Genomic DNA, 11,730 nt, shown 5'->3' with positions numbered 1-11,730 from the left:
GTGAATCTGGCGGGACCACCCGCTAAGCCTAAATACTCCCTGGTGACCGATAGCGGACTAGTACCGTGAGGGAAAGATGAAAAGTACCCCGGGAGGGGAGTGAAATAGTACCTGAAACCGTGTGCCTACAATCCGTCGGAGCCTTTAGGGGTGACGGCGTGCCTTTTGAAGAATGAGCCTGCGAGTTAGTGCTACGTGGCGAGGTTAACCCGTGTGGGGTAGCCGTAGCGAAAGCGAGTCTGAACAGGGCGTCATAGTCGCGTGGTCTAGACCCGAAGCGGTGTGATCTAGCCATGGCCAGGGTGAAGCGCGGGTAAGACCGCGTGGAGGCCCGAACCCACCAGGGTTGAAAACCTGGGGGATGAGCTGTGGTTAGGGGTGAAAGGCCAATCAAACACCGTGATAGCTGGTTCTCCCCGAAATGCATTTAGGTGCAGCGTCGTATGTTTCACCGCGGGGGTAGAGCACTGGATGGTCTAGGGGGCCCACAAGCTTACCGAAATCAACCAAACTCCGAATACCGTGGTGTGAGAGTGCGGCAGTGAGACTGCGGGGGATAAGCTTCGTAGTCGAGAGGGAAACAGCCCAGAACGCCAGCTAAGGCCCCTAAGTGTGTGCTAAGTGGGAAAGGATGTGGGGTCGCACAGACAGCCAGGAGGTTGGCTTAGAAGCAGCCACCCTTTAAAGAGTGCGTAATAGCTCACTGGTCAAGTGGTCCTGCGCCGACAATGTAGCGGGGCTTAAGCACACCGCCGAAGCTGTGTCATTTCGAGCTTGACTCGGGATGGGTAGGGGAGCGTCGTGTAGCGGTTGAAGCGGCGGAGGAATCCAGCCGTGGACGCTACGCGAGTGAGAATGCAGGCATGAGTAGCGAAAGACGAGTGAGAAACTCGTCCGCCGGATGACCAAGGGTTCCTGGGCCAGGCTAATCCGCCCAGGGTAAGTCGGGACCTAAGGCGAGGCCGACAGGCGTAGTCGATGGACAACGGGTTGATATTCCCGTACCCGTGTGAACGCGCCCATGATGAACCTTGTGATACTAACCGCCCGAAGCCCTCCGAAGATCCTTCGGGATCGAGGGGTAAGTGGAGCGCGGGACCTGAACTTGTAGTAGTCAAGCGATGGGGTGACGCAGGAGGGTAGCTCCGCCAGTGAGTGGTAGTACTGGTGCAAGCGTGTAGGGAGTCCGGTAGGCAAATCCGCCGGGCATGTATCCTGAGACGTGATGCGTAGCCGATTGAGGCGAAGTAGAGTGATCCCATGCTGCCGAGAAAAGCCTCTAGCGAGCTTTCACGCGGCCCGTACCCCAAACCGACACAGGTGGTCAGGTAGAGAATACCGAGGCGATCGGGCGAACTGTGGTTAAGGAACTCGGCAAAATGCCCCCGTAACTTCGGGAGAAGGGGGGCCGTAGCGCTTGAAGCCTTTTGCAGGCTAGGGCGAGACGGCCGCAGAGACCAGCGAGAAGCGACTGTTTACTAAAAACACAGGTCCATGCGAAGTCGCAAGACGATGTATATGGACTGACGCCTGCCCGGTGCTGGAACGTTAAGGGGACCGGTTAGTCCTTCGGGGCGAAGCTGAGAACTTAAGCGCCAGTAAACGGCGGTGGTAACTATAACCATCCTAAGGTAGCGAAATTCCTTGTCGGGTAAGTTCCGACCTGCACGAATGGCGTAACGACTTCTCGACTGTCTCAACCGCAGGCCCGGCGAAATTGCATTACGAGTAAAGATGCTCGTTACGCGCGGCAGGACGGAAAGACCCCGGGACCTTTACTATAGCTTGGTATTGGTGTTCGATTCGGCTTGTGTAGGATAGGTGGGAGACTGTGAAGCGGCCACGCCAGTGGTTGTGGAGTCATCGTTGAAATACCACTCTGGTCGTATTGGATGTCTAACCTCGGTCCGTGATCCGGATCAGGGACAGTGCCTGGTGGGTAGTTTAACTGGGGCGGTTGCCTCCCAAAGAGTAACGGAGGCGCTCAAAGGTTCCCTCAGCCTGGTTGGCAATCAGGTGTCGAGTGCAAGTGCACAAGGGAGCTTGACTGTGAGACTGACGGGTCGAGCAGGGACGAAAGTCGGAACTAGTGATCCGGCCATGGCTTGTGGAAGCGTGGTCGCTCAACGGATAAAAGGTACCCCGGGGATAACAGGCTGATCTTGCCCAAGAGTCCATATCGACGGCATGGTTTGGCACCTCGATGTCGGCTCGTCGCATCCTGGGGCTGGAGTAGGTCCCAAGGGTTGGGCTGTTCGCCCATTAAAGCGGTACGCGAGCTGGGTTTAGAACGTCGTGAGACAGTTCGGTCCCTATCCGCCGCGCGCGTAGGATACTTGAGGAAGGCTGTCCCTAGTACGAGAGGACCGGGACGGACGGACCGCTGGTGTGCCAGTTGTTCTGCCAAGAGCATTGCTGGTTGGCTACGTTCGGAAGGGATAACCGCTGAAGGCATCTAAGCGGGAAGCTCGTTCCAAGATGAGGTATCCCACCCTTTGTGGGTTAAGGCCCCCAGCTAGACCACTGGGTTGATAGGCCAGAGGTGGAAGACCGGTAACGGTTGGAGCTGACTGGTACTAATAGGCCGAGGACTTGTTACGAAGACGCTACGCATCCACTGTGCGGTTCTGGAAGAACAACCAGAACCGATCGCGACCCTTGCGGGGTTGCTGGTTGTAATTTCATAGTGTTTCGGTGGTTATAGCGTTGGGGAAACACCCGGTCCCATTCCGAACCCGGTAGTTAAGCCCTTCTGCGCCGATGGTACTGCACTGGTTACGGTGTGGGAGAGTAGGTCGCCGCCGAACTTAATTTGCCCTGCGGGTTGAGCGCCACAAGCGCTCCCCGCAGGGCTTTTTCGTGTCCCCGCGGAATGCCGGCGCAGTGCGCGGCCGACCGGGTGATGTGCTCCAGGCGAGCGGGTGACGGCCGTCAGGCCCAGGCCGTCCGTCCCTACCGTGATCGCCATGAACGGTCAGTGGGCAGGGGAGGCACCTTTGCGGTGGCGAGCGCGCAGGAGGCGGGGCAGGCACGCCCGCGAACCCGCGCCGTCCTCGCAGTCACTCCTGCCCGCAGTGCTCGGCGTCGTGCTGCTGGTGTGCCTGATCCTCCTCCTGCTGACGTACCTCTAGCGGGACTGCAGCGCGTCGAGCGCATCGGCCTCACCACGCGGGCCGGCGGTCGGCGTCAGAACCCTGGGAACCGCGCCACGTGGTGGCCGCGGAGCCCAGGTCCTCCTGTCGGCGCTGAACACGGGGGCGCCGTTCTTCCGTGCGACGCCGCAGAGGTACCGCACGGAGAACGGCGCTTCGCCCATCAACAGACCAACCGCACGATCTATCGGCTCAACGCTCACGCTGCTCGACGTTGTCGTCCACGGGAACAGGAACCAGGCTGCCGGTGGGGAACCGCCGCTCGTTGCGCTCGATCTTCGCGAACGCGGCCTCGACGAGGTCGACGCCGAGCTTGTCCGCCAGCCGCGTCAAGTAGTGCATGACGTCCGCGAGCTCGTCGCGCACGTTCCAGGCGAGCTGCGGATCGCTCATCGCGTCCTTCGCCTCCTCCGGCGTCAGCCACTGGAAGAGGTCGGTCAGCTCGCCGACCTCCGCGGACAACGCCATCACCAAGTTCTTCGGCGTGTGGTAGCTGTCCCAGTCACGGGCAGCGGCGAACGCGCGCAAGGCGTCCCTCAGGTCCACGAGATCACGCTGACTCATGAACATTGACTACCACGTGGACTAGCGAGCAAGTACACAGGTTGACGGAGCATGGAGTGTCCAGATCAACGTTGATCAGCTGGCGGAGATCCGTTCGAAGCTGCCGTGCAGGACTCCGGTGTGGAGTGGACGGTCCTGCGGCCCACGTGGTTCATGCAGAACTTCGACGAGGACCTGTTCGCCGCACCCGTTCAGCAGCGCATCTGTCCGATGGTGTGCGGAGGGTGCTCGGCCGGGAACCGCGAACGTTTGCGGACTACCTGGGCAGCAGCAGCTTCGCGTGAAGGCCGCGCGTGCCCTCGTTGACGATGATCGCTTCGCAGAGCGCGCGCCCGGTCCGGGCTCGCCACCTCTGCACCATCTCGTAGTAGCGCAGACCGGTGGTGTGGGAGAGCTGGCCGATGCGTTCACCTTCGAGGAGCACTTCGAGCGTGTGCTCGCCCGTGTGCGTTCCCTTGGCGATGCGGCAGTCGCGGAGCTCGGCGATGACGTGGACGGGCGTGCGGCCGTTGACCACCCGGTGCAGCACGTGCTGGTGGGCTTCTTCGTCCGTGATGCCTATCTGCTTCTCGGCCGGCAACGTCGGCGCGGTGCCGAGCGCCTCGTGGTCGAGCAGCAACAGCCGTGCGTCGCCCAGGTGCAGGTGCACGCCGAGGTACCGCTGGCCCATGATCCGGGCCGGGCAGGAGCCGACCTCGCCGCGTTCGGCGAGCTGGAGCAGCAGCGGGTAGTAGGTGTACGCGTGGTCGGTGCGCAGGTAGCCGGCGGTCACCGCCGAACCGTCACCGCGCAGCAGGTCGACCCGCACGGCGTGCTCGTCGTGGCGGCCGGCCGACTCCGGCACGAGCACCGCGGTCGCGGGGATGCCGACGTCGAGGCTGCCCGGGCCGGGCACGGCCGGATCAGGGGCGAACGCGGAGTTGTTCCGCGCCACCTCGGTGATGGCGTCCTGGTGGTGCGCCTCCCCGACGATCGCGACCCGGCCCGCCGTGGACAGGCGGCGGATGCGGGAACGGGTGCGCGTCGGCACGATCGGCTCGACCGAGCCCTTCTTCGTGCCGACGAACATCAGCGCGAACAGTGCGAGACCGATGACGAAGCCCAGCGGGCCGAAGGCAACGGTCAGAACCAGCGCGAGCACGGCGACGGCGATCAAGACTGCGGCGGGCGACGGTTCTGTGCGTTGCTGCATCGTCACGGGCATCCTCCCGACTCAGTGCGCTCGTCACTCTGAGTGTCGGAAAAGCCGGGAGATGCGTTTCACAGATCGCTCATATGGCCTAACGCAACCGGCGAAGAACTCCAGCCGGTGACCGGAAGGTGACGGGGATCGGGGTCGTCGGCGAGGGGCGAGCGCGGGTTCTCCTCGGCGAGCCGCTGGCTCGTGACGAAGCTCCACCAGGCGCGGGCAGTCCCGTAACCGATGCCGCCGAACAAGGCCACGCCGATCAGATAACCCCAGCTCGTGGTGAAGACGCGGTACACCGCGAACAACGCCATCGCCGTCGTGAGGGCACTCATCACCAGCAACCAGTGCTGGCCGTTCTGCACCTTCTGCGTGTTGCGCTGGGCCGGGTCGCCATTCAAGCTCCACAGCGGTTTCGCCAGGTCCCACCGGCTGCTCTCCAGCGGCGGCCGCGGGTCGGCCTGCGCGCGCACCGCCGCGCGCTCGGTGACCAGGCGATGCAGCTCCTCCGCGTTGTCACACGGCAGCAACCACTCCTGGCCGCCCCCGATGATCCGCAGCACCGGGCCGGGCGTGACCGTGAGCTCGCTGGAGTTGGCGAACCGCCACACCGCAGGCGTCAGCACGTCCCCCACCTCGACGTGGGTGATCCGGTCGAACCGCAGCGCGACCCGGTTGACCGTGGCCGCCGCGTGCACCGGCGCCGGCAGCTTGTCGAGCAGCAGCCGCCGCGACTGCACCCGCAGCCGCCCACCGCCGCGCAGCCGCACGCCGACCTCGGCCGGTGACCGCCGCACGTCACCGGTGACCGGCCGCGACACGACCCGCGCCGCCAGCCACGCCAGCGTCCATGCCACCAACGGTGCCGCCAGCGCCGCGACCGTGCTCAGCAGCTCGGTGAACCCCGCGGTGATCAGCCCGCCGACCGCGATGCACCCCGACGGCAGCAACGCGATCCGCGGCCACACCGTCGTCGTCCGCCACAACACCACGAACAGCACCAGCGCCAGCGGGATCGGCCAGAACCCGTCGTACTCGGTGAGCCGCTCGGTCAGCTCCGCGCCGACGTCGAACGGGGTGTCCCGCCACCGCCGCAACGTGTACGCGGACAGCAGCTGACAGGCGATCGGCACCCCCGCGGCACTGGCGACGAGCAGCGGTGCGGCCACCAGGTACCGCAGGAACGTCAGCATTGCTTCCCCCAGGCGTGTCAGTGCACCAGGGTAAGGCGTGCCCGGCGCACCGGTCCCGGTTCTCCGCCACCCGGCAACGCGGTCAGCACCAACCCGACCACGAGCCCGTTGAGGTCCTCCAACCCCAGCGTCAGCTCGTGTGCCACCTGGTGCGGCGTCGTGCCGTTCTCCCGCAACGCCCGGAACACCTTGGTGAGCAGCTTCGACGTCTCCCGCCGCGGCATGCCCTCCGTCTCGGCCGGCACGGTGGCGACGCCACGCGCACGCTCGTCGAACGTCTTCTTGTCCACGTGCCAGTGCCGGTGGTGCGTTCCCTGCAGCTGACCGGCGGGCAGCAGGAACTCCGCGGCGAACTCCCGCGCGTCCTCGTGCCCGAGCAACGTCCCCAGCTCCGCCGCCGCGTCGAACCGCGCCCGCTCCGCCGTCGTCGCCGGGCTGAGGAACACGTACGGCGTCCCGTTGTGCCAGCACGAGAACGCGCCGACGTCCGGGCAGTCCACCGAGAACACCCGCACACCGTGGAACTCCAGCAGCTGCACCATGTTCGGCGCAGGCCCGGTGCTCATCCGCCACTGCCGGCGCACCTCACCCGGACCGGTCCGCGGCCGCGGCAGGTTCGGCTGCGGCAGCACGAACATGCGCTCCAGCCACCCGCTGAACTCGATCGCCAGCTGCGCCACGCACACCGCTTCCGGCCGCGTCGTGCTGATCGACTGCGGCAACGCCGGCTCGGGCGCGCTCAGGAACGTCGCCGGGAACCCGAGCGCCGTCGCGAGCACCTCCCGCGTGGCCGGCGCCGGCCTGCGCTGCCCGCGCTCGTACTCGATGACCGCGCTCGTCGTCAGCCCTGCCTTGCGCGCCAGCTCGGCCGCGGTGAGACCGCGCCGGGTGCGGGCGAGCGTGAGTCGCGACGGCGTGAACATGATCCGGTCATTCTCACCGCTCGCTCAGCGTGGTGCCACGCGGGGCGGCTATCGGCGGAACGCGACGGAGAAGTCCACCTCCTCGGGTCCGTCGACGTTGGGAGCCTTGAGCTGTGGGAACTCCATCGGCGGCAGCGGGATGCGGTGCGCCCACCGGTCGATCACCTGGTTCTGCGGCGTCGGCTCGGGCTGCGACACCTCGCGCAGCACCACGAGCCGGTCCTCCAGCTGCAGCGGGTAGGTGACCAGGAACCACAGCTTCAGGCCCTCGTTGCGCGCGCTCTCGAACAACGCGAACTGGTCGTGGTCGTTGTCGCGCATCATCGCCGCGATCGCGGGCCCCTTCGCGTAGTCGCTGCGCAACGGCGCGTCCGGCGACCCCGTGCCGCGGTTGCCCTGCATCGCGCCGAGCAGGATCGGCCGCGACGGGTGCCTGACCAGGCCCGCGTTCCACTGGTCGAGCCGCTCCCAGCCCTCCGCCGCCAGCAGCTGCCGCAGCGTGCCGACCCGGTGGATCCAGTCGAGCAGCCCCGGCGCGTTCGTCGGCCCGAACGGGGGCGACGCGGCGCGCGCGTCGATGCCGGCGGTGATGGCGCGGTCCAGGACCGCGAGGCGCAGGCCCAGCTCGGCCAGCCGCTCGTCGGCGGTGGGGGTGAGCTTGCGGAAGGCGGCGTTGGTCATGGGACGACGGTAGCGCCGGGGTCTGACAATTTCGGGACACCGCACGTCGTGTACCGCTACGTCGACGCTGGTCCGGCCCCGTCCGCCACCTCGGAGGCGACGTCGCGCACCATGCGCCGGACCCGCCGGACGGGCACCGCTCCGGAGCTCGCCGTCCGGCGGGCGCTGCACCGGCGCGGGCTGAGGTACCTCGTCGACGTCGCCGCACCGGGCACCAGTCGGCGCCGACGCGTCGACGTGCTGCTGCGGGGCGCCAGGATCGCGTTGCTCGTCGACGGGTGCTTCTGGCACTCGTGCCCGGAACACGGTCAGGTGCCCAAGGCCAACCGCGAGTGGTGGCAGGTCAAGCTGCACGGCGTGGTCGTGCGGGACCGCGACACCGACGCGCAGCTCGCCTCCGCCGGCTGGCTCGTCGTCCGCGTGTGGGAGCACGAGGACCCGGAAGAGGCGGCGGACCGCGTCGCCGCTCTTGTCGCCGCACGATGGAACGCATGACCGCCCAGGGCGCACCGGGCGGGTCAGGCGGCCACCGGCGTCAGCTGGTGCAGCACGTCGCGGTCACCCAGCTGTTCCCGGGCCCACTCCACCACCACCGTCTCCTGCGCGAACACCACGATCTGCCGGTCCGCCGACAACCGCAGCAGCAGGTCCAGCACCGCACGCGTGCGGGTGTCGTCAGCCTGCACGGTCACGTCGTCGAGCAGCAGCGGGCACGGTTCGGTGGCCAGGTGCTGGGCCAGTGCGACCCGCAGCAGCAGGTAGACCTGCTCCGCCGTGCCCAGGGACAGGCGGGAGGCCTGGTGCCACGACTCCGAGGCCGCGCGCACCCGCACGGTCAGCGAGGCGGAGTCCACGGCGGCGTCGACGTAGCGGCCTCCGGTCACGGTCGGCAGCCAGGTGCGGAGCGTGTCCTCCAGGGCCGGTGCGATGGTGCTGTGGACCTTGTCGCGGGCCGCGGTCAGGTACTGCAACGCGAGGGTGACGGCCTCGACCTCGGCGGTGATCTCGGCGACGGTGGAGCTCGCCGCCTGCACGGCCTCCTCGGCTTCCGGGACGCTGGGCAGGGTGCGCGCCAGCTCGGTCACAGTGGCGGCGAGGGAGTCCGCCGAGGCGGCCAGTGCCGGGTCGATCGGGCCGCAGGCGGCGTAGCGGCGGGCGGCTTCGAGCAGAGTCGCGTGCAGGGACTGGGCCGCCGACAGGGAGGTCTCCATGTCGTCCAGGCTCTCGGCGGCGAGCAGGGTGGTGAGCTCGGCCCAGGCGTTGCGCTCGTCCTCGGCCTCGCGCAGCAGGCGGTCCCAGCCGCGTTGCCAGTCGGCGATGGCGCGCAGCAGGTCCTCCGGGCGCTCGCCGGAGCCGCCGATCGCCTGCACGGCGGCGCGGAGCAGGTCCAGGGCTTTCGCGCGGGCCGCCACGGCCTCGGCGACGGTGGCCTCCGCGACGCGGCGGTCCTCCAGCGCCGCGGCCAGCAGGGGGCGTTGGGCTGCCAGCAGCGCCTGGCGGGAGCGGACCTTGCAGTCGGTCTCGTAGTCCACCAGCAGGTCGGGCACGGACATCGCCGGCTCGACCTTGCCGCGGGCGCCCAGCTCCGCGCGGACGGCCTCCTCGGTGCGGGCCACCTCGGTGAGCAGGTCGGCGTGCTCGGCCTCCCACACGGCGCGGTTCGCCAAGCGCCACAACGTCTCGCGGTCCGCGGGGACACCCAGTGCGGCGCACTCGGCCGCGGCGTCGTCGTGCAGGCGCACGGCCTCCAGCGCGACGGCGCGCTGACCCTCGGCCTCGGCGAGGGCGCGGTCGGCGGTGAACAACGCGGCGCGGGCCTCGGAAACCGCGGACGCGCGCTCGGCGGCGAAGGCGATCGCCGCCTCACGGGCCGGTGCGTCGCCACGGGACAGGAAACCGCCGACACCGGCCACGACGGCCGCCACCAGGACGCCCGCCGCCGCCAGGGGCTGACCGATGACGACGAGCAGCAGGGCGACCAGCAGCGTCAGGCAGCTCAACGCGACAAGAGCGTTGCGCAGGAACGGGTTCGGCATCGCGATCTCCTGCACGTGCGCGGCCGCCACATCCGCCTCGACCTGGGCACGCGCCGCGCCGGCCGACGCCCCCTCCTGCACCTGCCGGGCCGTGTCCACCGCGAGTGATGCCGTCGTGAGCCGGGCGCCGCTCGCGGGGTCGATGCGCGTGGCCAGCCCGCGCAGCTGATCGGGGGTGGCGGTGGTGGTGACGGCCGGGTGGCGTTCCTGGTGCGCGGCGGCGACCGCGGCGGCCACCTCGTACGCACCGGCGACCACGCGCAGCTCGTCGTCGACGGCCGTCTCGCCGTCCGGGCGCGCCGGCAACGCCTCCAGCTCGTCCTCCAGCGTGGCGGCGGACGGACCGGTCAGCGTCCGCGGTGCCGGTGCGGCGCGCCACGCGGCCATCGCCCGGTTCACCGCGGCGGCGAGCTCCTCCTGGGCGGCCAGACCGGACGGCGGCGAGTCGCCGAAGCGGTCCTGCAGCTCGCGGACACGGGCGATCCGCGCGGCCAGCGCCTCCAGCTCGGCGGCGTGCTCCTGCACGGTCACGCGGGCGCGCGCCGCGCAAGCCTGCCGGGCCCGAGCGCTCAGCTCCACGTACCGGGTGTGCTCGCGGCGGGCCACGGCGAGGTCGGTCTGGGCCTCCCGCAAGCGGTTGCGGGCCTTCTGCAAGGCCTCGGCGGGCACGACGAGCCGTTCCAGCGCCTGCTCGACGGTCCCGTCCGTGCCCGCGGTGGCGGCGGCCCGGCGCAGGTGCTCCTGCAGGCCGTCGGCCGAGTCCAGCACGGACAGCAGCTGCGCCTGGTCGACGCACGCGGTCGCGGCGAACGAGCTGCGGTCCATGCCCACCCGGCGTGCGACGTCGAGCGCGCTGTCGTCGTTCAGGTCGCGGTCCACGGTCAGCGTCTCACCGGACTCCAGCGCCACGGTCGCCGCGACCCGCCACGACTCGCCCTCCCAGGGGCGGTGGCGTGCGGCCGGCGACCCGCACAGGGCCGCGCGGATCGCCGCGTGCCACGACGACTTCGCCGACTCGTTCACGCCCGACACCACGGTCATGCCCGGTGCGAGCGGCAACGTGCGGTCGTGCAGCGGCCCGAAGGCGTGCGCGGTGACCGACTCGATCCTCATCGTTCCTCCAGGGCGCGCAAGCCGGTCATCAGCACACGGCTGCGCAACGCCACGTCCAGAGCGGGGTCCGCCAGCACGTCGCGCACGAACTGGCCGCGCACGGTCCGTTCGGCGGCAACGGAGTCGAAGTCCAGCGACGGGAACGCCTCGGACGCCTCCGCCGGCAGCCCGAGCGACCGCGACGCCGACACGTCGAACACCTCGCGCGACACCGTGCCGTCGTCGTGCACGGTGCACATCACCGCGCCGCGTTCACCGGTCTCGCCCGGCGTCAGCGGGTCCGGGTTGCCAGGGAAGGTGTGGCGGGTGGCGTGCTCGGGTGTGTGCACGTGCCCGAGGAACGCGTGGTCCAGCCCGGTGATCGCGACGTCACCGGGCGTGGAACCGTGGCACAGCGCCAGGTTCACGCCGGACCGGTTGACCGTGAAGCCCTCCAGGAGGTCGCGCGTCGGACCGGGACCGACGTGCGCGGCGCCCCACAGCGTCACGCCGTCGGCCAGCGCCACCGGGGTGAAGCAGCCAGAGGTGAACACGTGCACGTTGGGCGTCCAGTCCACCTGCTGGTAGACCGACTCCGCGCCGTACCAGTCGTCGTTGCCCGGTGCCAGGTAGACCGGCACCGAGCAGTCGAACGCACCGCGCAGGAACGCCGCGGTGCCGGGGGAGCAGCGGTCGTGCTCGTACAGGTCGCCCGCGCACAGCACCGCGTCGACCGACTCGGTTTCCGCGAGCTCGACGATGTGGCCCAACGTGTCGCGCAACGCCTGGCGCCGCGCCGGACCGGCGCTCGCGAAGCGCGTGTCCAGGTGCAGGTCCGCGAACAGCAGCAGTTTCACCGGATGCCTTCAGGGGAGGTCGATCATGCCGGACGGGGTCGGGGTG

The 11,730-nt window shown here is 68.7% G+C and carries 9 protein-coding genes and 2 rRNA genes (1 of these 11 only partly in view); 4 read left to right on the top strand and 7 right to left on the bottom strand.

Annotation, left to right across the window (positions count from 1 at the left end):
• From ACVDFE_RS36600 to ACVDFE_RS36590, 3 genes are all read left to right on the top strand, one after another.
• Window positions 1–2,600: ribosomal RNA gene (locus ACVDFE_RS36600) — 23S ribosomal RNA — on the top strand; it begins 484 nt to the left of the window's first position.
• 90 nt (window positions 2,601–2,690) lie between these two features.
• A 5S ribosomal RNA gene (gene rrf / locus ACVDFE_RS36595) occupies window positions 2,691–2,807 on the top strand.
• A gap of 159 nt (window positions 2,808–2,966) precedes the next feature.
• A complete protein-coding gene (locus tag ACVDFE_RS36590) occupies window positions 2,967–3,131 on the top strand; it encodes a hypothetical protein (RefSeq protein ID WP_360399267.1) in 165 nt (54 codons plus the stop codon).
• A 213-nt stretch (window positions 3,132–3,344) separates the two neighbouring features.
• Here the strand turns inward: ACVDFE_RS36590 and ACVDFE_RS36585 are convergent, their stop codons facing one another.
• The 5 genes from ACVDFE_RS36585 to ACVDFE_RS36565 all read right to left on the bottom strand — a co-directional run bounded on the left by ACVDFE_RS36585 (window position 3,345) and on the right by ACVDFE_RS36565 (window position 7,699).
• Window positions 3,345–3,716 (bottom strand): nucleotide pyrophosphohydrolase, encoded by a 372-nt coding sequence (locus tag ACVDFE_RS36585; protein WP_458433666.1) that lies wholly within the window; start codon window positions 3,714–3,716, stop codon window positions 3,345–3,347.
• Window positions 3,717–3,972: 256 nt separating this feature from the next.
• Window positions 3,973–4,908, bottom strand: coding sequence for a hypothetical protein (locus ACVDFE_RS36580; protein ID WP_458433665.1), 936 nt, complete (start codon window positions 4,906–4,908; stop codon window positions 3,973–3,975).
• A gap of 68 nt (window positions 4,909–4,976) precedes the next feature.
• Complete coding sequence (locus ACVDFE_RS36575) at window positions 4,977–6,095, bottom strand: hypothetical protein (protein ID WP_458433664.1); 1,119 nt, start codon at window positions 6,093–6,095, stop codon at window positions 4,977–4,979.
• A 17-nt stretch (window positions 6,096–6,112) separates the two neighbouring features.
• Window positions 6,113–7,018 carry a helix-turn-helix domain-containing protein gene (locus ACVDFE_RS36570; RefSeq protein ID WP_458433663.1) on the bottom strand — a complete coding sequence of 302 codons (906 nt, stop codon included), beginning with the start codon at window positions 7,016–7,018 and terminating at the stop codon, window positions 6,113–6,115.
• 48 nt (window positions 7,019–7,066) lie between these two features.
• Window positions 7,067–7,699 (bottom strand): hypothetical protein, encoded by a 633-nt coding sequence (locus tag ACVDFE_RS36565; RefSeq protein WP_458433662.1) that lies wholly within the window; start codon window positions 7,697–7,699, stop codon window positions 7,067–7,069.
• Window positions 7,700–7,747: 48 nt separating this feature from the next.
• Between ACVDFE_RS36565 and vsr the strand changes: the two genes are divergently transcribed.
• Window positions 7,748–8,194, top strand: a complete 447-nt coding sequence (vsr, locus tag ACVDFE_RS36560) for a DNA mismatch endonuclease Vsr (protein WP_458433661.1) — start codon at window positions 7,748–7,750, stop codon at window positions 8,192–8,194.
• Window positions 8,195–8,217: 23 nt separating this feature from the next.
• On the opposite strand, the gene ACVDFE_RS36555 is transcribed toward vsr, so the two are convergent.
• Both ACVDFE_RS36555 and ACVDFE_RS36550 read right to left on the bottom strand, forming a co-directional pair.
• Window positions 8,218–10,848, bottom strand: a complete 2,631-nt coding sequence (locus tag ACVDFE_RS36555) for an AAA family ATPase (RefSeq protein ID WP_458433660.1) — start codon at window positions 10,846–10,848, stop codon at window positions 8,218–8,220.
• Window positions 10,845–11,684, bottom strand: a complete 840-nt coding sequence (locus ACVDFE_RS36550) for a metallophosphoesterase family protein (RefSeq protein WP_458433659.1) — start codon at window positions 11,682–11,684, stop codon at window positions 10,845–10,847. The genes ACVDFE_RS36555 and ACVDFE_RS36550 overlap by 4 nt, the downstream gene beginning before the upstream one ends.
• Window positions 11,685–11,730: the final 46 nt, after the last annotated feature.

The organism is Lentzea chajnantorensis (assembly GCF_054300775.1).
Note: the sequence above shows the minus strand (reverse complement) of the source record. Positions and strands in the feature narration are given on the sequence as shown.